Raw genomic sequence first — 20,946 nt, 5'->3', positions numbered from 1 at the left:
GAGGCCCTGGCAATTGTGGCTTTCGCGTCCGAACGAGTAATGTCGGAGTCTTGCGATGAAAAAGCTCTCTGCAGAATTTCTGGGAACCTTCTGGCTGGTCTTCGGAGGCTGCGGCAGCGCCGTGCTGGCCGCCGGTTTCCCGGATCTTGGCATCGGGTTCGTTGGCGTGTCCCTTGCCTTCGGCCTCACGGTCCTGACGATGGCGTATGCGGTGGGCCACATCTCGGGCGGTCATTTCAACCCCGCCGTCACGCTTGGGCTTGTGGTGGCGCGGCGCTTCGCATGGGCCGAACTGCCCGGCTACTGGATCGCGCAGGTCGCGGGCGGCCTCCTGGCGGCCCTGCTGCTCTACGCGATCGCCTCGGGCGCACCGGAGTGGACCGCGGGCGGCTTCGCGACGAACGGCTACGGGACCCTGTCGCCCGGCGGCTACGGCATGACGGCCGCCCTGCTGATCGAGGTGGTCCTGACCGCCGGTTTCCTTCTGGTCATCCTCGGCGCGACGTCCGACAGGGCGCCCGCCGGCTTCGCGCCCATCGCCATCGGCCTCGCGCTGACGCTGATCCACCTGGTCTCGATCCCCGTGACCAACACCTCGGTGAACCCGGCCCGCTCGACCGCGGTGGCGCCTTTCGCCGACACTGCGGCCCTTGGGCAGCTCTGGCTGTTCTGGGTCGCGCCGCTTGCGGGCGCTGCGCTCGGCGCCGCGATCTGGTCCTTTCTTCTGTCGGACCGCGCGGCAAGCGGCAGATAAAAGGCCGGGCCCGAGATCGCCGCGGAATGAGTATCGGTATCACGGGCTCGCTTGCCGCACGAGAAGCAACTCAGCGAAATATCTCTTACAGCTTTTGATCGGACCTCCGCCGATCGCACCAAACTGCGACATTCCACGCGATCAGAACGTGAACACACGCCGCACACGGCACCAGGCAACTCTCTGAAATATAGCCGGAATCGCCACCATCCATCATCGGGGCGACGGACAGCCTGTATGATTGTTTTTTCATCATTTTTCGCTTTCTTCAATCCGTTGACCCGATTTGCCCCTGTGCCGCGACAACGCCCGGAACCGGGCGCGTCGGGTCGGGGGGCGGTCGGTCAGGGGCGGCCGCCCGACAGATCGTCCATGGCCCGCCTGCACATATCCGGTGACCGGCTTCTTCCCCATATTACCCGGTCCGGCAGCGCAGGACAGATGCTCACCCCGGTTTCGCACTCTGTTCCCGGTGCTTCAGGCTGTCCTTGATCGTGCGAATCTCGTCCTCGAGATGTTGCCCGCGATAGACGAAGGACGTCTCGTGCCGCGCGTACTGGCCCTGCCGGTCGGCGCTGAGCCAGTTGTAGGACCCGATGCACAAAAGGTCGTCGTCGATCGCCACGATCTTGCTGTGCAGCTTCGGCAGCTTGTGAAGACGGACACCGATCCGGGCGAACGTCTTCTCGACCGCTTCCATCTGGGTCAGGCCACCGGCGGCCGGACCCTGGTTGAGCAATGGATCGGCGAAGACATCGACCTCGGCACCACGGCGGATCGCCGCCTCGAAGGCGGCAACCAGCCCGACGCGCTCCATCGTTCCCGCGATCACCCAGGGGCTGACGATCATGTAGCGGCGCCCGCCCGCGGAAAGCGCGTCCAGCAGGAAGGCGTCGTGCCCGGCGGCATCCCGCAGCATCTGGATCTGGCCGCTGCCCTGCTTCAGATCCATCCGGGGCTCGGCCGCGAACTGAAGCGCATTCGCATCCGACGCAAACAGGAACCCGGCCAGGATCGAACGGGGTGACCCGGCCCGGGCCGCCGCCATCACATCCATGTCGCCGAACACAAGGCAACTGTCCCTGGCCCGCGAGACCGTCACATTCAGCATGCTGGACGACGCATCTATGAAGCCGCCATCGGCATGCTTCGAATAGACGGGAGAGAAGATCACCACCGGCCGCTCGGCACCCTGAAGGGCGTGGACCGTGCCGATGGTCATGCCGTCGCGCCCATCGACGGAAATCCCCCGGTCGGCACAGGCATCGCGGATTTCGCGCACCTGTCGGCCAAAGGGCGTGACGATCCCGACGATCCGTTCGAGGGGGCTGCGGTAGCGGCCTTCCAGCCCGGCGCGGTTGGCATCGAGCCAGGCGGCGATTGTCCGGGCTTCGAGCAGATTTGCCCGACTGCCGCCCGAGGTCACCGCCCGGCCATCGACATGAAGATACCCAAGCGCCGGAAGATCTGCCTCCGAAGGGGCACTTCCCCTCAATGGCCGGAGCTTTCCCTTGTAGCACAAGGCATTGCTGAAACCGATGATCTCGTCATAGCACCGCCGATGCTCGAAAAGATAGAGCCCCTTCTCCAGATCGGGATAGGGCGACACATGGCACGCCTCCTGCGCAAGACGCATGGCACTGCCGACGGTGCTGCAAATCCCCCTTGCGACAAGCGTATCCATGTCCGCGTCTCCGCCCAGCAGGCCGCAATTCCGCAGATTGCCGATGTCCACCGGACGCGGCACCGACGAGATCGGTTCGATCTGTTGCGTATCGCCGATCACAAGGGCGCGTTTCGCCAGGGCAAAGGACGCCCCGGCAACCTCGGGAAGAACCTGACCAGCCTCATCGACGATCAGCAGGTCAATGAAATCCAGGAGATATTCGGTCGCCCATTTCCCGCCGTCGCGCCGGGTATAGGTCATCTTGCCGGGCAGGCTGGCAAAGGTGGCCACGGCGCAGGGCGTCAGCATCATGCGGCGATGCCACCGGGGAATGACGGTCGCCTTGCCGTTTTTCCCTTTCGCGGCGACGATCGCGGCAAGGTCGGCCTCCATCGCCAGAAGCCAGCGCCCTTCCCAGTAATGCGTCGCCAGAAGGAACAGCGCGAACCGCGTTCCGACATCGGCCCGGCGATCCAGTTCGGCAAGATCGTCGCCGCCGCCCAATGCTGTCGCCGCCTCTTGCCAGCCTCTTTCCGCCTCGACGAAATCGCGACGCACGGCCCTCGCCCGCGCAAGGGCCTGTTCCGCCGATTTCAGCGCGTCCTCGGCCGACCGGAGTTCGGTTCCGACCCGGTCCTCGACCTCGCCGACGCATCTTGCGGTCTCCAGCCCCGGAAGCAGATCGCCGATTGCCAACCGGGCGCGCAGGGCGCGCTTCTCCTTGACCGATGACAGGAAACCCACGACCGCCGTGAGCGAGGACTCGGACGCCAAATGCCGGTCGAGCGCCGCCCGGGCTGCGCGCAGCTTCCCGGCGGCCGCCGTTCGCTCTGCGACCTCCGCGGCCAGCCGGGCCTCCATGGCCTCGGGATCGGGGCCAAGCTGTGCCTCAAGGGCGGCACGGGCCGCCCGCCGCGCACCGGCCGCGCGGTCGATCCGCGACAGTTTCCCGACCTCCGATGCAATCCGCTCTTGCAGGGCCGACACCACCGATGCCACGTCCGGATTCGCGAGTTCAGGCAATGCCTCCCGGGCCGCCAGCAGATAGGCGTCCTTCGCGCGCTGGACATAGGCGACCGTTTCCCGCGCGGCCTGGAACTCCTCGGTCTGGTAGCGGCGGGCGGCTTCCAGGCGCCGCGAATGCGACGCAAGGAACATTCCGAAGCTCTCGACCTCCGGCAGCCAGCGCCCGGCGAACGGCCCCTCCCCCTTGCCGAAATCCTTCCCGAAGGCGTCGATGATGTTCGTCACCGCCTGGTTGTTCGAGGATGCGGCCACGATCACCGGCGGGTCTTCGCCCCGAAGCGCCGCCCGCACCCATAGCCCCGCGACAGCCGACAGCAACATGGTGGTCTTGCCGGTGCCCGGCGGACCGTTGACGGCGATCACCTGCCCGGGCGCGGACGCATCCAGCCAGGCCAGAACCTGCCTCTGGTGCTCCGCCAGCGGAAAACTCGCGTTCGAATGGCCAAGGCGCCGTGCAAAGTCCTGCTCGATCCGGTGATCCGGGCTGGCGGCGCCGCTTCGCGGCCGTGCGATCTGCGCAAGCAGCGACGTATCGGGCCTTTCGGACAGGAGCTTGTCGTAGAGATCGAGGATGCCGCGTACCGTGGCGTTGGCATCCTCGGCCGGTTCAAGAAACCCGGTCCCGATCGGCTGGTAGTCCGCATCCCCCCGCGGCCAGCCTTCGGAAACCGCATCGACCATCCTGCGGCAATGGCCGAGATATGCCTGCCAGGCGCCCTCGCCGGTCATATCCGGCAGCGGGCTCTCCGTGAGAAACGAATCCAGCGCGTCAACCGACCCGATGGCAAACTCGCCCGACGGCAAGGGGGTCAGCAGATCGCGCGCCAGGGCATTCCGGGTCGGGCTGATCCGCCCCGCCCGATCGACCGTCGCCTCGGTCACCACGGGCGCCACGATCTCCGGCAGGCCGCCCGCACGGGCCGCCCCGTGCGACGACTTGCGCGCCGTCACCAGGGGCCAGAACCGAATGCCCATCGTCCTGACCGAGGCCTGGCCCCGGAACACGCGGTCAACGACATCGCCCGGCAGGATACCGGTCTTCAGCGCCTCGGCAGGCATGTCGAGAAACCGCTTGCGGTCGCCTTGCGTGAACTTGCCTTCGCCCAGCGCACCATCGGCAAGCGATGTGCGCCAGTAGCGGAGCGTATTCGTCAGCGCGTCGTCCACGTCGATCTACACCCGGAACGCCTTCTGGACCTCATGCCCGAACCGGCTGATCGCCTCGACGCGGATCGCCCCGCCTGTCGGCCCGGGGCACGGCACCGAGACCGTCCCGCGCCGCACCCCCCGGACATCCTCGGCGACCCGGCAGGCGATGTCCGCGCGGGGGGTGGCCGGGGCCTTCCCCTCGCCCGGCACCGGATCGAGGATGTCCATGCCCCTGATCCCGCCCCGCAAACCGCCGTCCTTGCGCGGCAGGGTCGCGATGCCGGGCGCGCCGGACATCACGAACAGATTGCCCGCCCCGGCGGTCTTCAGCCTGTCGCCCATGCGGATGCCCTTGTTCATCCGCGCCTTCATTACCGTCAACCGGCCAAAGTTCAAACGGCTTTCCTCGATATCGGGCGAGAGCCGGAACCCGCGGACGTTCAGGATGTCGCCCCGGGCAACCGCAACGCCAGGTCACACCGCGCCGCGTCGCAAAGCCCCGGGAACGGCAGCCCCGACCCCGTGCGGCCCGCTACTGGCGCAAGCGTCGGGCCCGGGCGGTTCGGGATACCGGTTTTCGCATGAAATCCGCCCGTTCCACCCCCGGCGTCCCGGATGTCAGGGGCAGCGCGATGCCATCCTGCATGAGCCATGGATCGCCCCCCGGCCAGCGGATGAATTTCGCGCCCGCAGCAGAAACCCCTTGATCGACTCGACCCGAACCCTTAGGTGCCACTCCACATGATCGGAACCGATCCCAACTTCGGAGCACCGGGGGGGCGCTAAGGGACCGACTGGATTCAATCTACTGGTCAGAAGGGGAGCGCCATGAGCGACGCCAACCTCTTCCAACTGGGGATCGGTCTGGAGACAGGCGCCCATGCGGAAGATCACCGCGGCCAATCGGCTGCAAACGTAACCCGTGACGTGTTCGACGATTCGCGCGATGACCATTTCATCCGCCGCGACGGTCGGGTATTTGCCGGAACCCATCTCATCATCGAGGTGGTGAACGGCCACGGTCTCGACGACGAGGCCCGCATCCAGCAGGCGTTCCGCGACTGCGTGGACGAATGCGGCGCGACCCTGCTGCATATCCACACCCACAAGTTCAGCCCCCAGGGCGTGAGCGGCGTGGCCGTGCTGGCCGAAAGCCATATCTCGGTGCACACCTGGCCCGAGATCGGCTATGGCGCCTTCGACGTGTTCATGTGCGGCGATGCGCAACCCTGGCGCGCCGTCGACGTGCTGTCGCGCGCCTTCGGCACCCAGGATGTCCGCGTCAAGGAACTGCTGCGCGGCGACGGTCTGGTGACGGACGTCCAAGCGGCATGACCGACTGGGTCCGCGAAAGCCTGCATCCCGACTACGCGCAGTCCCTGCGCGTGGATCGCCTGCTCTATGACAGCGAGACGGAGCATCAGCGGCTGAAGGTGTTCGAGAACGCCACCTTCGGCCGCGTCCTCACGCTGGATGACGTGGTGCAGACCACCGAAGGCGACAATTTCATCTATCACGAGATGATGACCCATGTGCCGATCCTCGCACATGGGGCCGCGCGCCGCGTGCTCATCATCGGCGGCGGCGATGGCGGCATGGCCCGCGAGGCGCTGCGCCACAAATCGGTCGAGCATGTCACCATGGTCGAGATCGACGCGGGCGTGGTCGATTTCTCGAAGCAATACCTGCCGATGCTCAGCCAGGGCGCGTTCGACGATCCGCGCCTGAATCTCGTCATCGACGACGGCGCGGCCTTCATCCGCAACACGGCCGAGAAATTCGACGTGATCGTGGTCGATTCGACCGATCCGATCGGCCCCGGCGAGGTGCTGTTCACCGACACGTTCTATGGCCATGCGAAACGCGCGCTGACCCCGGGCGGCATCCTCGTCACCCAGAACGGCGTGCCCTTCATGCAGGGCGGGGAACTGACCAACACGATGCGCGCCTTCAAGGCGCTGTTTGCCGACTGGGGCTGCTACCTCGCCTCGATCCCCACCTATGCCGGCGGGCCGATGGCCTTCGGCTGGGGCACCGATGGCGACGCGCGCCAGACCCCGCCCGAGGTGCTGGACCAGCGTTTCGCCGCGTCCGGCATCGACACGGGCTATTACACGCCCCAGGTGCACAAGGCCGCCTTCGCGCTGCCGGGATATGTCGCGCGCCTGATGCCCTGACACCCTGCCTTCTTCTGGCCGGAAATATCCTCGGGGGGAGTCCGCGTCCGCGGACGGGGGGCAGAAGGCCCCCCTACCCCTTGGGCGGAATCGAATAGGTCAGCCCGGCGCGCGCCACCGCGCCCTCCATTCCTTCCGAAAAGATCAGCGCGTCCCCCACCGCCAGCACGCGGCCCAGCTTCAGCAGGCGCGCCTCGCAGATCAGGTCGCGTCCCGCGGCGGGCTTGCGCATGAAGTCGATGGAACAATTCGTCGTCACGGCCAGCGCCTTCGGCCCGATCATCGCAAGGATCGCCAGGTAGATCCCGACATCGGCCAGCGCGAACATCGACGGCCCCGACACCGTGCCGCCCGGCCGCAGATGCCGCCCGGCCACCGCCATGCGCACCCGCACGGCCATCGGCGCGACCGCCTCGATCACGAAATCGTCGCAGACCTGCGGAAATTCCCGCGCAAGGAACGCCTCCAGCGCGGCCTTGTCCATCACTGGCACCATGCCCTTTTCCCTTCCCTGTTTGCCGCGTAGTCTGCCGGGCAAACGGGAGGAGAAACAAGATGACCGATATCCTGTTACGCGACGACACGAACGGCATTGCCACGCTGACCCTGAACGCGCCCGAACGGCTGAACGCGCTGTCGGATGCGATGCTGGCCGCCCTTCAGGCGCAGATCGACGCGCTTTCCGGGGACCGCGAGACGCGGGTGGTGATCCTGCAAGGCAATGGCAAGGCGTTCTGCGCGGGCCATGACCTGAAGGAGATGCAGCAGGGCCGCCAGGCCGAGGATGGCGGGCGCGCCTATTTCGCCGATCTCTTCGCCCGCTGCGCCTCGGTGATGACCGGGCTGATGCGCCTGCCCCAGCCGGTGATCGCCGCGCCGCACGGGATTGCCACCGCCGCGGGCTGCCAGCTTGTCGCCTCCTGCGACATGGCCATCGCCGCCGAGGGCACGCGCTTCGGGGTGAACGGGGTCAATATCGGGCTGTTCTGTTCGACGCCCATGGTCGCACTGACCCGCAACATCCCGCGCAAGCAGGCGTTCGAGATGCTGACCACCGGCGCCTTCATCGACACCGACAGGGCGACCGCGCTGGGCCTCATCAACCGCGCCGTTCCCCATGACAGTCTCGATCCGGAAACCCGCGCCCTTGCCGAAACCGTCGCAGGCAAGCTCAACCCCGCCGTGCGCATCGGCAAGCGCACATTCTACGAACAGATCGAGATGGGAATGTCCGACGCCTATGCCCATGCGGGCGCCGTGATGGTCGAGAACATGCTCTGGCGCGATACGAACGAGGGAATCAGCGCCTTTCTCGAAAAACGCCCGCCGGACTGGCAGGCGTGAACTGGTGGATCCGGGCCGGGCGGGAGCGCGCCCGGCCCTGATCGTTTCATGCGCAGGGCGCAGCGATCACTCGGCGGCGATCCGCATGGCCGACGCCTGCTCCGCAGCGGCTTTTTCAGCCTTGCGGCGGCGGGTCTCGGCAAGCTGCTCTTCGGTCTGACGCATGTTGATATAGGCGAAGGCCACGACGAAACCGATGGTGCCAAGCGCGAGGGGGCCGATGATGTCCATTTCCAGTTCCCTTTGTTTTGTGTGGTTGTGCAAGGGATACGGGGGCTGTCGCGAACCGGATCACCGCCGATGGAAAAAATGTGGCAATAGATCGGCAGGCTTCGGTGGGGTGAATTTCAGACAGTTGAAAACCAATGGAAAAACGGCAATCCGCCCGGCCGGTCACGGCTGCGTGATCGGCCCATGACTGCCGATCAGCGCACCAGGATGATGATGATCAGGAAATAGACCAGAAGCCCGATGACACCGGCATTGGCGAACAGCAGGCTCGTGAACAGCAGTGCCAGCAGCACCGCGAGCACGATGAAGACCTGTTCGTGGATGGGCCGGCGCGAGACCCGTTCCTCGATCTCCTCGGGCGAATAGCGCCGGATCACCCCGCCGAGAATGGCAAAGGCGACCCGCCGTGCGCTTTGCCACAGCTCACCCAAGACTGTCCCGCGCCGCATCATTCCGCCTTCTACCAGCGCCCCGACATCGTTTCCAGCCCGCTGTCCGGGCACTTACAGATCGTAGAGTGCGCCGAACTTCGCGTCGAGATAATCCATCAGCGGACCCTCATGCGGCGCAAATCCGCAGGCGCGCTCGATCGTCTCGGCCGGCAGATACAGCCCGCCATGGCGCTGGACCTGGGCCGCAAGCCAGGCGGTCGCCGGTTCGGCATGACCGCGCGCCAGATCGTCGTCCAGCGCGGGCACCGCGGCGCGCAGCGCGGTATACAGGCACCCGGCATAGACATTGCCCAGCGTGTAGGTCGGGAAATAGCCGAACAGCCCGACCGACCAGTGCACATCCTGCAGGACCCCGTTCGACGGCCGGTCGACCGCCAGACCGAAATCCGCCAGAAACCGCGCGTTCCAGGCCTCTTCCAGATCGGCCACCTCCAGCCGCCCGGCGATCAGGTCGCGCTCCAGGTCGAAGCGCAGCATGATATGCAGGTTGTAATGCACCTCGTCCGCCTCGGTGCGGATGAAGCCGGAATGCACCCGGTTGACCGCGGCATAAAAGGCGTCCGGATCGGGGGCGCCCGAGGACCCGAAGATTTCGGTCATCCGCCCATGCAGCCAGCCGCAGAACGCGCGGGACCGCCCCAACTGGTTCTCGTAGATCCGGCTCTGGCTTTCATGCACGCCCATCGACACGCCCGCCCCCAGCGGCGTCAGCCGATAGGAGGGCTCGATCCCCTGTTCATAGGCGCCATGGCCGACCTCGTGCAGCGTGGAGTAAAGACAGCCCAGCGGCTCGGCCTCGTCCACGCGCGTCGTGATGCGCACATCCGTCCCCGACCCGCTGGTGAAGGGATGCACCGACCGGTCCAGCCGCCCATGCCGCCAGTCATAGCCGAAATGGCTGGCCACCTCGCGCGCCAGCACCATCTGCCCCTCGGTCGGGAAATGCCCCGACAGCGCGGCGGGGGCGCGGCCCGATCCCATGATCCGCTCGCGCAACTCCACCAGCCGCGGCCGCATCCGGTCGAACATGGCTGCCAGCCCCGCGGCGGTGGCGCCCGGCTCGTAATCGTCCAGCAGCGCGTCGTAAAGACTGCCGCCCTCGGCCAGCGCCGAGGCTTCCTCGCGCTTCAGCCGCACGACCTCGGTCAGGATGGGCAGGAAATGCGCGACATCGTCAGCCGCCCGCGCCTCGGCCCAGATGCCCTGCGCACGGCTTGTCACCCGGGCGATCTCGGCCGACAGCCGGTCGGGCAGCTTGGTCGCGCGGGCGTGACTGCGCCGGATATGGCGCAATTGCGCCCGGCCCGCCGGGTCCAGCGCCCCCTCCTCCACCGCCGCCAGCCACGCGCCGACCCTGGGATCGGTCCGGCGCGCATGCAGCACCGATTCCAGCGCGCCCATCTCGTCGGCACGCTGCTGGGCCGCCCCCTTGGGCATCACCGTTTCCTGGTCCCAGCCCAGCCGCCCCATCACCTGCGCCAGCGCCTCGGTCTCGCGCTGGAACGCCATCAGATCGTCGAACGCACCCATCCGTTACCCCCGGATCGTCGATTGCTGCACAGGGTATTGCGCCAGGAACCGCGCATGCAGCACCAGCGTCCAGAGCGTGATCGCCCCGATCTGGTGGGCCACCGCGATCGGCCATTGCGAGGCGAACAGGATCGTCCCGATCCCCAGCGTCGCCTGCGTCAGCACCATCAGCGCCACCAGGTCAAAGGCCCGGCGCGTGCGCCGATGCACGCTCTTGCGCCCGACAACCCAAGTCACGATGCCCAGCACGGCCACCAGATAGCCGTTCATCCGGTGCAGGAACTGCACCAGCCCGTGATTCTCGAAGAAATTGCGCCAGACGGGTTCGATATAGAACGGGTTCGGCGGCAGGAAGCCGCCCGCCATCATCGGCCAGTCGGTATAGGCCCGCCCCGCATACAGCCCCGCCACCTGCGAGCCCAGCAGGATCTGGAGGAAGACCAGCAGCATCAGCGCCGTCGCCATCCCGTAGCCCGCCGGATCGCGCACCCGGCGGGCCTGCAACAGGTCGGCCTCGGTCCGCGACAGCTTGAAGATGAACCAGGCCGTCACCCCGATCAGCGTGAAGCCGAAGCCGATATGCAGCGCCATCCGGTAGGACAGGAAATCGAAGGGCGGCGGCGCGATCCCGCCCCCGCCCACCAGCCAGTCGGCCGCGCCCAGGAACGCGATCAGCACGCCCAGCCCCAGCAGGCGCAGCGTCCAGCCCTTGGGCATCTTGCCCGCCGCCAGAAATCCGACAAAGCCCACCGCCCAGAGCACCAGCGCCGTGGGCGCCAGCTGGCGCGAGCCCCAGCCCCACCAGAAGGCAAGCTGGAACTCGTCGATCCCCAGCCCATGCGCCTCGCCGCGATAGACCGGGCTCTGGCGAAAGCGGTCGAACGCCGCCAGCCAGTCGCCGGGGTCCAAGGGCGGCAGCGCCCCGAACAGCGGGTTCCAGTTCGGCATCGGCACCAGCATCTCGGTCAGCCGGGCAAAGGCGCCGATCACCAGCATCGCGGCGACGATCAGGAACAGCATCATCAGCCACAGCCGCACCGCGCTGCGCGCGCCCCGGCGGGCCGCACGGTCGATCGCGCCGGGCTGCACCACGGGCCGCTCGCGCGGGGCCTCGGTGCCGACCTCCTCGAAGATGTTGCGCTTCTTGCTCATGGATGTCCCTTTCGGCGGCCCGTCCCTGCCGCGCGTCTGAGGCCTGCGGCGAACAGTAGTTCCGCCAAGGGGTGCCTTCAAGTCAGAGCCCGTCGCCGCGCCCCCGCATCAATTGCCGCAGCATCCCGTGCAGCGTCTGCACATCGGCCCGCGTCAGCGGCATCCGGCTCCACATGTTGCGCAGGTTCAGCTTCATGTTCGCGGCCTTGGTTTCGGGAAAGAAGAACCCCGCCGCCTCAAGCCGTTCCTCGAAATGCTCGGCCAGTTTCTCGACCTCCAGCCCCGTGGCGGGCGCGGCCCCGGCCATCTCCAGCCGTTCGGCCACGATCCCGGGGCCCTCGCGGCGCCATTCATAGGCCGTCAGCAACACGCATTGCGCCAGGTTGAGCGAGGGGAATTCCGGGTTCGCGGGCACCTCGACAATCGCATTGGCCCGCGCGATGTCCTCGTTTTCCAGCCCCGCGCGCTCGGGGCCGAACAGCACCGCGACCCGGCGGCCCTGCGCGATCATCCCGCGCGCCTCCGCCATCGCGCGTTCGGGGGTGACGACCGGCTTGGTCAGCCCCCGTGCGCGCGAGGTGGTGGCATAGACATAGTCGCAATCGGCCAGCGCCTCGGCGGTGTCGGCAAAGACGCCCGCATGATCCAGCAGCCGACCCGCCCCCGAGGCCAGCGCCACCGCGCGCGGGTTCGGCCAGCCATCGCGCGGGTCCACCATCCGCATGCCGGTCAGCCCGAAATTCCACATCGCCCGCGCCGCCGCGCCGATATTCTCGCCCATCTGCGGGCGGACAAGGACAAAGACGGGTTGATCGGCCATGCGCGGTTCCTGAAGCCAGAGGCGCCCGCCTCTTACGCGCAGGCGCCCGATGGTTCAAGCGATGGTCAAGCCCCGCAAACCCCGCTATAGGGGCGCGAACCTCCCAGGAGCCCCGAAATGGCCGAGATCGAGCGCCCGCAAATCTACCTCATCACCCCCCCCGCCTTCGAGCCCGAGGCGTTCGCCCCCCGCCTTGCGGCGGTGCTGGATGCCCATCCGGTGGCCTGCCTGCGGCTGACAATGGCAACGCGGGACGAGGACCGCGTCGCGCGCGCCGCCGACGAGCTGCGCGAGATCGCCCATGCCCGCGACGTGCCGCTGGTGATCGAGGCGCATCTGGGCCTGGTCGAGCGGCTGGGGCTTGACGGCGTCCACCTGACCGATGGCGCGCGCAACGTGCGCAAGGTGCGCACCGCACTGGGCGCGGATGCGATCGTCGGCGCCTATTGCGGCGCCTCGCGCCATGACGGGTTGAACGCGGGCGAGGCGGGCGCGGATTACATCGCCTTCGGCCCCATCGGCGCGACGGCCCTGGGCGACGGGACGCTGGCCGAACGCGACCTGTTCGAATGGTGGTCCGAAGTGATCGAGATCCCCGTGGTGGCCGAGGGCGCACTGGATGAGGAACTGATCGCAAACCTTTCCCCCGTCGTGGATTTCTTCGCCATAGGCGAGGAAATCTGGCGCACCGACGACGCCTGCGCGACGCTCGCCCGCCTGATCGCCGCGATGGGCTAGGCCGGCGGCATGGCGCTGCGCACCGCGTCCTCGCAGGCCCGGGCCAGCGCCTTGCGGTCGGGGTAATCGGCCACCCTCAGCGGCGCGTGATAGACCAGTTCGACCCCCCCCTGCGGTCGGGCCGCCAGCACGTTCAGCAGATGCGCGCCGAACCCCATGTCGCCCCACCAGCCATAAAAGGCCGGATGCGCGCCCGGCGGCGCGGCATAGATCACCGTCACCGGCTGGATATGCAGGATATCCTTCAACTCCTGCGTCAGGAACGCCGCGAAAAGCGTTGTCTTGAAAGGCAGAACCCGCCGCCCGTCGGTCGAGGTACCCTCGGGGAAGAACAGCAGCTTGTGACCCGCCTTCAACCGATCCTCGAAGACATGGTTATGCGCCTTCGCCTCGCGCCGGTCGCGATTGATGAAGACCGTCCCCGTCGCCCGCGCCAGCCAGCCGATGCCGGGCCAGCCCGCCACCTCGGCTTTCGAGACGAAATAGATCCGCTTCCTCGCATTCAGCGCAAAGATGTCCAGCCAAGACGCATGGTTGGCCACCACCGCCCCCCGTTCGCGCATCTGTCGGCCGCGCACGGCATAGCCGATCCCGAGGATGACAAAGGCCATCCGGCAGACGAATTGCGTGATGAAGGGCGTGACCGGCCGGTGCCAGCCGAAAACCGGGCGCTCCACCAGCCGCACCAGCAGCAAAAGCCCCAGGCAACCGAAGGTCACGCCCCCCAGCGCCACGCCGCGCCAGACCACGCGCACCCAGCCCGCCAGCGAAATCGGCGGCGCGGGCGGCGGCTCGGCGCCACGCCAGGTGCTCACCCCCGCCCCCGCACATAGCGCGCGCTGCTCTTCGCGTTCATCTGCGCGGTGTCCATCACCAGGCAGACGTCGATCGTGTTGAACGCCCGGTCGATATAGGCCCCCTCGCCCACGAAGCCGCCAAGCCGCAGATAGGCCTTGATCAGCGCGGGCATCGCCAGCATCGCGCGCTTGCGGTCGATCGCGGCCTCCGCCAGCAGGTCCATCCGCTGGAAATGCCCCTCGACCGCGCGCACGCGCAGCGGTTCGGGCGCAAGGAACCGGTGATGCAGCAGCGACAGCGGCTCGGCCAGCGCCTCGACATCGGTGCCGTGGAAACTGGCCACCCCGAACAGGATCTCGACCCCGCGTTCCTGCACATAGTCGGCCAGCCCGTTCCACAGGTGATACAGCGCCGTGCCGCCGCGATAATCGGCATGCACGCAGGACCGCCCCAGTTCCAGCAACCGCCGCCCGCTCTCCCCGAGCCGGGTCAGGTCGTATTCGTCCTCGGTATAGAACCGCCCCAGCGCCGCCGCCCGTTCCGAGGTCAACAGCCGGTAGACCCCCACCACATGATCCAGCGCGCCCGCATCGCGGCGCGTGTCGACCAGAATCAGGTGGTCGTAATGCGGATCGAACGCATCCCGCTCCAGCCGGTTTTCGTGATCGACCAGCGGCCCGTCGCCGCCCAGTTCCGCCACGAACACCTCATAGCGCAACCGCTGGGCGGCGCGCAGATCGGCCTCGGTCTGGGCAAGGCGCAGCTCGAAATGGTCCTCGGGCGGGTGCATCGGCGCGGGCTCCGGCGGCCCCGGCGGGGCGGTCTGGGCGCGTTCTAGGGGGCCGGGCACCAAAGCGCAACTGCGCGTGCCGCCGCGCATCCCCCCCGGCCGGGCGCATCCGTTAATGCCGCGTTAACCATCTTGGGTCAGCCTTTCGCGAACCAGATGTTAGGATTCGTAAACAGGCATGAGTTCGATCCGCGCCCCGTCGATCACCACCTTGCCCGCCTCGCGGAAATTGACCGTGATCCGTGCCCCGATCACCGATTGCACCTGCCCGATGCCCCAATCGGGCTGGCCCGGATGGCGCACCAGCATGCCGGGTTCGAGGATGGAATTCATTGGCTGCATCGACTTTTCCCCCATCGCCCGCCACGCGGAGTTGCGACATGGCTGATCTGACCGCCCTTGTCGGCTCGCGTATCTGTCACGACCTTATCAGCCCGATCGGCGCGATCGGCAACGGGATGGAGCTTCTGGCCATGTCGCCGGGCCTCTTGGGACGCGAGGAATTCGAGCTGATCGCCGACAGCGTCGCCCGCGCGAACGGCCGCATAAGGCTGTTCCGCCTGGCCTTTGGCGCCGCCGGCGAAGGGACCGAGGTCGCCGGGGCCGAGATCGCCGACATCCTGTCCGACTATTACGGCGGCAGCCGGATCGAGATCGCCGCCGATCCGCCCGCCGCGCTGCCCCGGACGCTGGCCAAGGTCGTGCTGCTGGCGGTCCTCTGCGCCGAGACCGCCCTGCGGCGCGGCGGGCGGATCGCGATCAGCGGATCCGGCAGGGACCTGGCGCTGACGGCGGAAGGCGCCCGCCTGCTGCTCGATCCGCGGCTCTGGCTTCCGATCGCCGAGAACCGCGCCCCGGAGGGCGAGATCGCCGCCTCGGAGGTCCAGTTCGCGCTCTTGCCGGTCGCCGCCCGCGCGGCCGGGCGCACGCTCGCGCTCTCGCGCAGCGAGACGCGGTTCGACCTCTCGATCTGACCCCGAAGGGCCGGTCCGGCGCCATGGGCAAGGGAATGGACAGATTCCCCGCGCGGCGCTCTAATCCCTCGCACCAGGGAACGAGGGAGACCCCGATGAAACATCTTGCACTTGCCGCGGCGATTCTGGCCGCACCGCTGCCCGCCTGCGCCGGATCGCTGGGGCCCTACACCGATTTCGTCGTCTTCGGCGACAGCCTCAGCGATCCGGGCAACACGCTCTCGCAACTGCCCGGACCGAACCCGGTTCTCGCCGCGATCTATCCGCAGGGCCAGTTCACCGATGGCACGACATGGGCGGCGCAACTCGGCGCCGATCTCGCCTCCGGCGCCAATTTCGCCTTCGGCGGCGCGACCGCGGTGACCCAGGGCACGATCAGCGTCAACCTGCCCGGCGGCCCCTATAGCGTCGACCTGCCCGATTTCGCCGAACAGCGCGCGCTTTACGAAGCAACGGCGCCCGTTCTGGGGGCGAACCCGCTGGCCGCGGTCTGGTTCGGCGGCAACGACCTGCGCGACGCGTTCCGCGCCGACGATCCCGCGACCGCCGCAGCGGTGGCCATCGGCGCCGCCGTGACCGAGATCGTCACCGGGGTCCAGGCCCTGATCGGCGGCGGCCTCGGCACCGTCGCGGTCTTCGGCCTGCCCGATCTGGGCCGGATCCCCGAAGCGCTGGCCCTGGGCAACGACGCCTCGGCCGCCGCAACCGCGGCCACGATGGCCTTCAACGCCACCCTCCAGACCGCCCTTGCGGGCCTCGGCGGCGGCGATGTGCGCTATGTGGACATCTTCGGGCTGTTCGACCTGGTCCAGACCGACAGCGCCGCCTATGGCTTCACGAACCTCACCACGCCCTGCCTCGTCGCGCTTCAGGCCGGTGCGGCACCGGATTGCACCGGCTTCCTGTTCCACGACAGCATCCACCCGACCCAGGCCGCGCATGCGCTGATCGCAGATCGGTTCCTCGCCGCCATCGCCCCCGTGCCGCTGCCCGCGGGGGGCGTGTTGCTGCTGGGCGGGCTGGGCGGGCTGGTCCTTCTGCGTCGTCGCGGGCGGCCCTGACCCGGCCGGCGCATGCGAAAACGTCGCGCGTTGTGCGGACGATGTCGCAACCGGCCAAGTCGGACGGCCGGAAATGCCGATAGATCGCGCGAAGGGTCCGCCTTGCCCGGCGGACCCGGGGAACCGGAGTGACGCGAATGGCCGAAGACGACGACGAGCTGATCCTTGCCGACCTGCCCGACGAGGAGCTCGTCCCGCAGATGCATGACGACCTTTACGACGGGCTCAGGGACGAGGTCGTCGAGGGCGTCGAGATCCTGCTCGCCCGCGGCTGGGAACCCTATCGCGTCCTGACCGAGGCGCTGGTCGCCGGCATGACCATCGTCGGCAAGGATTTCCGCGACGGCATCCTGTTCGTGCCCGAGGTGCTGCTGGCCGCCAATGCGATGAAGGCGGGCATGGGCCTGCTCAAGCCGCTGCTGGCCGAGACCGGCGCGCCCAAGATGGGCAAGATGGTGATCGGCACGGTCAAGGGCGACATCCACGATATCGGCAAGAACCTGGTCTCGATGATGATGGAAGGCGCGGGGTTCGAGGTGGTGGACCTGGGCATCAACACCGATGTCGACCGCTATCTCGGCGCGCTGGAAACCGAACAGCCCGACATCCTGGGCATGTCGGCCCTGCTGACGACCACCATGCCCTACATGAAGATCGTGATCGACACGATGGCCGAGCGCGGCATCCGCGACGACTATATCGTGCTGGTGGGCGGCGCCCCGCTGAACGAGGAATTCGGCCGCGCGATCGGGGCGGATGCCTATTGCCGCGATGCCGCCGTCGCCGTGGAAACCGCCAAGGCCTTCATCGCGCGCAGGCATAACCAGGCCGTTGTCGCCTGACCCCTTGCGGGCGCCGGGGTCGGGGCCCCACATCGGCCCCATGACCCGAGGGGAGTGCCCATGCCGTTCCGCATCTTCGCCCTGATCCTGGCCGGCGTGATCGCCGCCGCCGCGCTGACCGTCGCGCTGGTGACCGCCCTGCCTGGCCACGGCATGGCGGTGCTGATCCCGCTGGCGCTGGTGGCGGCGCTGGCGCTGCGCTTGCTGCGGCGGAAATGATCCCGCCCGGCGACCATGCGCTGACCGAGACCGGGCTTGCGCCGTCGGGCAAGGGCCGGGTGCTGGTGATCGCCTGCGGCGCGCTGGCCCACGAGATCCTTGCGCTGAAGCGGGCCAATGGCTGGGACCATCTCGACCTCGCCTGCCTGCCCGCGATCTGGCACAACCACCCCGAGCGGATCGAACCGGGCATCCGCGCCGCCGTGGCGCAGCATCGCGCCGATTATGCCACGATCCTCGTGGCCTATGCCGATTGCGGCACCGGCGGCGGGCTGGCGCGGCTCTGCGCCGAACTGGGCGTCGAGATGATCGCGGGGCCGCATTGCTACGCCTTCTTCGACGGGCTCGACGCCTTCGCCGCGCGGGCCGAACCGACCGCCTTCTACCTGACCGATTTCCTCGCCCGCCAGTTCGACGCCTTCGTCTGGCGCCCGCTCGGCCTCGACCGCCACCCGGAGCTGGTGGCCAGCTATTTCGGCAATTACGACCGGCTGATCCATCTTGCCCAGACCGACGAACCCGCGCTGGACGCGGCCGCGCGCGCCTGCGCCGCGCGGCTGGGGCTGGCCCATGAACGGCGGGTCACGGGCTATGGCGATCTGGCGCGGTTCCTCGCGCCGCGCGCCTGAACCCGGGCGACAGCCGCGTCAGACGCCCTCGGCGACGCAAGCGGCCTGGCTGCGGATGCGCTCCACCATCGCGCGCAGCCCGTTCGAGCGTTGCGAGGACAGATGCTCGTCCAGACCCAGCCGGGCCATCTGCGCGCCCGCATCGGTGGCCAGAACCTCGGCCACCGTCCGCCCGTCATACAGCGCCCGCAGCACCGCGATCAGCCCGCGCACGATCATCGCGTCGCTGTCGCCCCTGAAACGGTAGACCGCGCCCGCGCCCTGCCCCTCGATCTCGGGCATCAGCCAGACCTGGCTGGCGCAGCCGTCCACCTTGGTCGCGGGCACCTTGAAGGCATCCTCCAGCGGGTCCATCGCGCGGCCCAGTTCGATCACATGGCGATACCGGTCCTCCCAGTCCTCCAGGAACTCGAAGGTCTCGACGATCTCCTCGAATGCCGCGCTTGCCACCACCCGGGCCTCCTTGCCATTGCCCCTCCCACTTAGGACCGGCAGCGCGAAAGGTCCAGCGCAGCGCCTGTCGCGGCTTTTCAACCGCCCGGCTTTCGGCTAACCCGTGGGCAGAGACAACCCTGGGGGACGCATGCGCGCACGTTTCATGGTCATCCTGTCGACCGCGCTGATCCTTGGCGGCTGCTCCACCGTGAGCGAGTCGCGCCTCAACCCGTTCAACTGGTTCGGCGGCGCCACCGAGGAAGGCAGCACCACCGGTCCGGTCAGCCGCCAGATGGCCGATCCGCGCCCGCTGGTCGATCTGGTGGTCGAGATGGGCGTCGATCGCGCGCCCGGCGGCGCCATCGTGCAGGCGACGGGCCGGCCCTCGCGGCAGGGGTTCTGGGACGCCGAACTGGTGCGCGACCCCGCCACGCCCGGCGAGACCGGCGTCCTGGTCTTCGATTTCCGCCTCGCGCCGCCCGACCGGGCCACCCGCGTCGGCACCGAACCCTCGCGCGAACTGACCGCGGGCACCTTCCTGACCGATCAGGATCTCGACGGCGTGCGCGCCATCGTGGTGCGCGGCGCGCAGAACCAGCAGCGCGTCAGCCGCTGATCCGCGCGCCGCGTCCCGCTCACGGCGCCAGCAGATAGGCCCCGCCATACAGCACCGTCAGCACCGCGATGGTGAACAGCCAGTGCCACAGCGTGGTCCAGCCCGCGCCCTTCGCGGCCGCCTGCTTGCGCGCGCAGATCGGACAGATCCTTTCGCCACCCGGAATCATGGTCCCGCAGGCGTCGCAGGTCGTGTCGGGCAGTTCCGCCCGGTGGCGGCGGGCGGGGGCCGGGGCAACCGGCAGTTCCCGCGGCATCGGCGGGGAGGAGGCATGCGCCGCGGGAAGGGCGACATCGCGCGTCCCGCGCCAGCGCCACGCCGCACGGCCCACGAGGGCCAGCGCGCCCGCAGCCGCAAACAGGCTCGTCAGAGCCGGAAAAGTCGTTGTCATGGTCAGTCCTGTGAAAGGGGCCGCAGCCTGTGGCGCGGCAGGGTCGATCGGGTGACTAAACTCAGCCCCGAACGCCCGGCGGCGCACGCGCCCCGTTGGCCCCGTCACGCGCCCCCCGCAGATACCCCGCGACCGTCACCGCCGCGATTGCGCGGCCTCCGGTGACCCCGCAGGTCGCGGCCCCCGGGGTCAGTCCCGGCGGCACATCCCCGGCGGTGGCAAGCCCGGCATCTCCGGCGACCCCACGCCCGGACAGGTCCGCAAGGGCCGGGGCGACAGACAGGGCCGCGGCCTGAAACACCGCCACCCCGCCCCGCTCGCCCGGCCGCACGCCCGTCGCAAGAACGAGACTCACCGCCAGAAGCACCGCGACAGCGGCACCGAACCAGCCGCGCAAACGCGTCACGGCCGCCGCGCGATGCGCCGCAGCCGGTTCTTCCGAAGCAATGCCCAGAATGCGGGAATGGTCCAAGCCGGATCGCCCGAAAAGGCGGGGCGGCGGAATGACCGCCCCCGCTATCCGAACCATATGGCCGCAGCCGCCACCGCTTCAAGTGCAAAGCCCGCCGACCGAAGCCGACGGGCCATCTTCACATCCCGGTCCGGACCGGGTGCGGCCTATTTCTGGACCTCGCCCGTGATGATCTGCCGGATGAACCGCCCGAACGCACCATCCGGCAGGCCCGAGCCGCCGCCCGACACCTCGCCGCCCGCGACGGTCGCCCGGTCGCTCAGCAGCGGAAGGTTCAGCTTGGAGGACAGCGGCGTGGAATCCCCCGTCGACAGCTCGACATTGCCGCGGCGCTCGCTGAGAAGCGGCCAGTTGAACCGGCTGGAAAACGGCGTCGGATCGCCGGTGCGCAGTTCCATCGCCCCCGCGCCCGACCGGCTGGACAGCAAGGACAGGCCCAGCGCCGACGAGAACGGCGTGGGGCCGACCCCCGCCAGATTGACCGCGGATTTGCGACTGCTCAGAAGCGGCCAGTTGAACCGGCTCGACAGCGGGGTGGGGTCGTCGATCAACTGGTCATTCTTCTTGTCGGCCATGGCAGACTCCCGTGTTCGCCCAATACTGCCCCAAAGGTGATGCCCGCCGCCGTCACGGCAAGGGCATGGGCGCCGGGAAACCGCCGCAGCGCAGAAATCTCATGC

26 protein-coding genes are annotated in these 20,946 nt (G+C 68.3%); 11 read left to right on the top strand and 15 right to left on the bottom strand.

Annotated features, from left to right (window positions below; genetic code table 11):
• Positions 1-55: 55 nt before the first annotated feature.
• Entirely contained in the window at positions 56-754 is a 699-nt protein-coding gene (gene aqpZ, locus EV216_RS14895; protein WP_132696325.1) for an aquaporin Z, read from the top strand.
• A gap of 445 nt (positions 755-1,199) precedes the next feature.
• On the opposite strand, the gene EV216_RS14890 is transcribed toward aqpZ, so the two are convergent.
• On the bottom strand, positions 1,200-4,613 hold the full coding sequence (locus tag EV216_RS14890) for an AAA domain-containing protein (protein WP_132696324.1): 3,414 nt from the start codon (positions 4,611-4,613) through the stop codon (positions 1,200-1,202).
• Between the two features lie 6 nt (positions 4,614-4,619).
• Positions 4,620-4,955 carry a hypothetical protein gene (locus EV216_RS14885; RefSeq protein WP_132696323.1) on the bottom strand — a complete coding sequence of 112 codons (336 nt, stop codon included), beginning with the start codon at positions 4,953-4,955 and terminating at the stop codon, positions 4,620-4,622.
• A gap of 468 nt (positions 4,956-5,423) precedes the next feature.
• Here EV216_RS14885 and speD point away from each other — a divergent pair, with 468 nt between their 5' ends.
• Entirely contained in the window at positions 5,424-5,930 is a 507-nt protein-coding gene (gene speD, locus EV216_RS14880) for an adenosylmethionine decarboxylase (RefSeq protein ID WP_132696322.1), read from the top strand.
• A complete protein-coding gene (speE, locus tag EV216_RS14875; RefSeq protein WP_132696321.1) occupies positions 5,927-6,772 on the top strand; it encodes a polyamine aminopropyltransferase in 846 nt (281 codons plus the stop codon). Before speD ends, speE begins: the two co-directional genes overlap by 4 nt.
• 73 nt (positions 6,773-6,845) lie before the next feature.
• Here the strand turns inward: speE and EV216_RS14870 are convergent, their stop codons facing one another.
• Positions 6,846-7,268 (bottom strand): PaaI family thioesterase, encoded by a 423-nt coding sequence (locus EV216_RS14870; protein WP_132696320.1) that lies wholly within the window; start codon positions 7,266-7,268, stop codon positions 6,846-6,848.
• Positions 7,269-7,327: 59 nt separating this feature from the next.
• Between EV216_RS14870 and EV216_RS14865 the strand changes: the two genes are divergently transcribed.
• Positions 7,328-8,116 (top strand): enoyl-CoA hydratase, encoded by a 789-nt coding sequence (locus EV216_RS14865; RefSeq protein ID WP_132696319.1) that lies wholly within the window; start codon positions 7,328-7,330, stop codon positions 8,114-8,116.
• Positions 8,117-8,182: 66 nt separating this feature from the next.
• On the opposite strand, the gene EV216_RS18340 is transcribed toward EV216_RS14865, so the two are convergent.
• The 5 genes from EV216_RS18340 to EV216_RS14845 form a co-directional block, all read right to left on the bottom strand.
• Entirely contained in the window at positions 8,183-8,347 is a 165-nt protein-coding gene (locus EV216_RS18340) for a hypothetical protein (protein ID WP_165899270.1), read from the bottom strand.
• Positions 8,348-8,541: 194 nt separating this feature from the next.
• On the bottom strand, positions 8,542-8,778 hold the full coding sequence (locus EV216_RS14860; protein WP_132696318.1) for a hypothetical protein: 237 nt from the start codon (positions 8,776-8,778) through the stop codon (positions 8,542-8,544).
• A 72-nt stretch (positions 8,779-8,850) separates the two neighbouring features.
• The gene (locus EV216_RS14855; protein WP_132696317.1) at positions 8,851-10,329 is read right to left on the bottom strand and encodes a carboxypeptidase M32; all 1,479 of its coding nucleotides are present in this window, start codon (positions 10,327-10,329) and stop codon (positions 8,851-8,853) included.
• A gap of 3 nt (positions 10,330-10,332) precedes the next feature.
• Positions 10,333-11,481, bottom strand: coding sequence for a COX15/CtaA family protein (locus EV216_RS14850; RefSeq protein WP_132696316.1), 1,149 nt, complete (start codon positions 11,479-11,481; stop codon positions 10,333-10,335).
• An 82-nt stretch (positions 11,482-11,563) separates the two neighbouring features.
• Positions 11,564-12,301 (bottom strand): RNA methyltransferase, encoded by a 738-nt coding sequence (locus EV216_RS14845; RefSeq protein ID WP_132696315.1) that lies wholly within the window; start codon positions 12,299-12,301, stop codon positions 11,564-11,566.
• A gap of 117 nt (positions 12,302-12,418) precedes the next feature.
• Here EV216_RS14845 and EV216_RS14840 point away from each other — a divergent pair, with 117 nt between their 5' ends.
• Entirely contained in the window at positions 12,419-13,039 is a 621-nt protein-coding gene (locus EV216_RS14840; protein WP_132696314.1) for a thiamine phosphate synthase, read from the top strand.
• Here the strand turns inward: EV216_RS14840 and olsA are convergent.
• The 3 genes from olsA to EV216_RS14825 all read right to left on the bottom strand — a co-directional run bounded on the left by olsA (position 13,036) and on the right by EV216_RS14825 (position 14,969).
• Positions 13,036-13,854 carry a lyso-ornithine lipid O-acyltransferase gene (gene olsA, locus EV216_RS14835; protein ID WP_132696313.1) on the bottom strand — a complete coding sequence of 273 codons (819 nt, stop codon included), beginning with the start codon at positions 13,852-13,854 and terminating at the stop codon, positions 13,036-13,038. The genes EV216_RS14840 and olsA overlap by 4 nt on opposite strands.
• A complete protein-coding gene (gene olsB / locus EV216_RS14830; RefSeq protein WP_132696335.1) occupies positions 13,851-14,627 on the bottom strand; it encodes an L-ornithine N(alpha)-acyltransferase in 777 nt (258 codons plus the stop codon). The genes olsA and olsB overlap by 4 nt, the downstream gene beginning before the upstream one ends.
• Positions 14,628-14,786: 159 nt before the next feature.
• Entirely contained in the window at positions 14,787-14,969 is a 183-nt protein-coding gene (locus EV216_RS14825; protein ID WP_132696312.1) for a DUF3553 domain-containing protein, read from the bottom strand.
• Positions 14,970-15,007: 38 nt separating this feature from the next.
• Between EV216_RS14825 and EV216_RS14820 the strand changes: the two genes are divergently transcribed.
• The 5 genes from EV216_RS14820 (at position 15,008) to EV216_RS14805 (ending at position 18,352) form a co-directional block, all read left to right on the top strand.
• Positions 15,008-15,601, top strand: a complete 594-nt coding sequence (locus EV216_RS14820; protein ID WP_132696311.1) for a histidine phosphotransferase family protein — start codon at positions 15,008-15,010, stop codon at positions 15,599-15,601.
• A gap of 95 nt (positions 15,602-15,696) precedes the next feature.
• The gene (locus EV216_RS14815; protein ID WP_165899269.1) at positions 15,697-16,662 is read left to right on the top strand and encodes an SGNH/GDSL hydrolase family protein; all 966 of its coding nucleotides are present in this window, start codon (positions 15,697-15,699) and stop codon (positions 16,660-16,662) included.
• Between the two features lie 137 nt (positions 16,663-16,799).
• Positions 16,800-17,504: a corrinoid protein gene (locus EV216_RS14810; protein ID WP_132696310.1), complete on the top strand. Its 705-nt coding sequence runs from the start codon at positions 16,800-16,802 to the stop codon at positions 17,502-17,504.
• A gap of 60 nt (positions 17,505-17,564) precedes the next feature.
• Positions 17,565-17,723 carry a hypothetical protein gene (locus tag EV216_RS18335; protein ID WP_165899268.1) on the top strand — a complete coding sequence of 53 codons (159 nt, stop codon included), beginning with the start codon at positions 17,565-17,567 and terminating at the stop codon, positions 17,721-17,723.
• On the top strand, positions 17,720-18,352 hold the full coding sequence (locus tag EV216_RS14805) for a DUF1638 domain-containing protein (protein WP_132696309.1): 633 nt from the start codon (positions 17,720-17,722) through the stop codon (positions 18,350-18,352). Before EV216_RS18335 ends, EV216_RS14805 begins: the two co-directional genes overlap by 4 nt.
• A gap of 18 nt (positions 18,353-18,370) precedes the next feature.
• On the opposite strand, the gene EV216_RS14800 is transcribed toward EV216_RS14805, so the two are convergent.
• Complete coding sequence (locus tag EV216_RS14800; RefSeq protein WP_132696308.1) at positions 18,371-18,802, bottom strand: SufE family protein; 432 nt, start codon at positions 18,800-18,802, stop codon at positions 18,371-18,373.
• Between the two features lie 133 nt (positions 18,803-18,935).
• Between EV216_RS14800 and EV216_RS14795 the strand changes: the two genes are divergently transcribed.
• Positions 18,936-19,403: a hypothetical protein gene (locus tag EV216_RS14795; RefSeq protein WP_132696307.1), complete on the top strand. Its 468-nt coding sequence runs from the start codon at positions 18,936-18,938 to the stop codon at positions 19,401-19,403.
• A 19-nt stretch (positions 19,404-19,422) separates the two neighbouring features.
• On the opposite strand, the gene EV216_RS14790 is transcribed toward EV216_RS14795, so the two are convergent.
• The 3 genes from EV216_RS14790 to EV216_RS14780 form a co-directional block, all read right to left on the bottom strand.
• Complete coding sequence (locus EV216_RS14790; RefSeq protein ID WP_132696306.1) at positions 19,423-19,794, bottom strand: hypothetical protein; 372 nt, start codon at positions 19,792-19,794, stop codon at positions 19,423-19,425.
• A 61-nt stretch (positions 19,795-19,855) separates the two neighbouring features.
• Complete coding sequence (locus EV216_RS14785; protein ID WP_165899267.1) at positions 19,856-20,200, bottom strand: hypothetical protein; 345 nt, start codon at positions 20,198-20,200, stop codon at positions 19,856-19,858.
• A 212-nt stretch (positions 20,201-20,412) separates the two neighbouring features.
• The gene (locus EV216_RS14780; RefSeq protein WP_132696304.1) at positions 20,413-20,841 is read right to left on the bottom strand and encodes a hypothetical protein; all 429 of its coding nucleotides are present in this window, start codon (positions 20,839-20,841) and stop codon (positions 20,413-20,415) included.
• Positions 20,842-20,946 lie beyond the last annotated feature (105 nt).

It is taken from the genome of Rhodovulum steppense (assembly GCF_004339675.1).
In the GTDB taxonomy this organism is placed as follows: domain Bacteria; phylum Pseudomonadota; class Alphaproteobacteria; order Rhodobacterales; family Rhodobacteraceae; genus Rhodovulum; species Rhodovulum steppense.
The sequence above is the reverse complement of the archived record's forward strand: the minus strand, read 5'-3'. Positions and strand labels throughout refer to the sequence as shown.

Bases quoted from the DNA above. Each gene is read 5' to 3' on its own strand.
- EV216_RS14790 (WP_132696306.1), bottom strand. From the start codon at position 19,794: ATGACAACGACTTTTCCGGCTCTGACGAGCCTGTTTGCGGCTGCGGGC.
- EV216_RS14840 (WP_132696314.1), top strand. From the start codon at position 12,419: ATGGCCGAGATCGAGCGCCCGCAAATCTACCTCATCACCCCCCCCGCC.
- EV216_RS14865 (WP_132696319.1), top strand. From the start codon at position 7,328: ATGACCGATATCCTGTTACGCGACGACACGAACGGCATTGCCACGCTG.
- EV216_RS18340 (WP_165899270.1), bottom strand. From the start codon at position 8,347: ATGGACATCATCGGCCCCCTCGCGCTTGGCACCATCGGTTTCGTCGTG.
- EV216_RS14820 (WP_132696311.1), top strand. From the start codon at position 15,008: ATGGCTGATCTGACCGCCCTTGTCGGCTCGCGTATCTGTCACGACCTT.
- EV216_RS14795 (WP_132696307.1), top strand. From the start codon at position 18,936: ATGCGCGCACGTTTCATGGTCATCCTGTCGACCGCGCTGATCCTTGGC.
- EV216_RS14805 (WP_132696309.1), top strand. From the start codon at position 17,720: ATGATCCCGCCCGGCGACCATGCGCTGACCGAGACCGGGCTTGCGCCG.
- EV216_RS14810 (WP_132696310.1), top strand. From the start codon at position 16,800: ATGGCCGAAGACGACGACGAGCTGATCCTTGCCGACCTGCCCGACGAG.
- olsB (WP_132696335.1), bottom strand. From the start codon at position 14,627: ATGCACCCGCCCGAGGACCATTTCGAGCTGCGCCTTGCCCAGACCGAG.
- EV216_RS14870 (WP_132696320.1), bottom strand. From the start codon at position 7,268: ATGGTGCCAGTGATGGACAAGGCCGCGCTGGAGGCGTTCCTTGCGCGG.
- EV216_RS14815 (WP_165899269.1), top strand. From the start codon at position 15,697: ATGAAACATCTTGCACTTGCCGCGGCGATTCTGGCCGCACCGCTGCCC.
- EV216_RS18335 (WP_165899268.1), top strand. From the start codon at position 17,565: ATGCCGTTCCGCATCTTCGCCCTGATCCTGGCCGGCGTGATCGCCGCC.
- EV216_RS14885 (WP_132696323.1), bottom strand. From the start codon at position 4,955: ATGAACAAGGGCATCCGCATGGGCGACAGGCTGAAGACCGCCGGGGCG.
- EV216_RS14850 (WP_132696316.1), bottom strand. From the start codon at position 11,481: ATGAGCAAGAAGCGCAACATCTTCGAGGAGGTCGGCACCGAGGCCCCG.
- aqpZ (WP_132696325.1), top strand. From the start codon at position 56: ATGAAAAAGCTCTCTGCAGAATTTCTGGGAACCTTCTGGCTGGTCTTC.
- speD (WP_132696322.1), top strand. From the start codon at position 5,424: ATGAGCGACGCCAACCTCTTCCAACTGGGGATCGGTCTGGAGACAGGC.
- EV216_RS14855 (WP_132696317.1), bottom strand. From the start codon at position 10,329: ATGGGTGCGTTCGACGATCTGATGGCGTTCCAGCGCGAGACCGAGGCG.
- EV216_RS14780 (WP_132696304.1), bottom strand. From the start codon at position 20,841: ATGGCCGACAAGAAGAATGACCAGTTGATCGACGACCCCACCCCGCTG.
- speE (WP_132696321.1), top strand. From the start codon at position 5,927: ATGACCGACTGGGTCCGCGAAAGCCTGCATCCCGACTACGCGCAGTCC.
- EV216_RS14845 (WP_132696315.1), bottom strand. From the start codon at position 12,301: ATGGCCGATCAACCCGTCTTTGTCCTTGTCCGCCCGCAGATGGGCGAG.
- EV216_RS14825 (WP_132696312.1), bottom strand. From the start codon at position 14,969: ATGCAGCCAATGAATTCCATCCTCGAACCCGGCATGCTGGTGCGCCAT.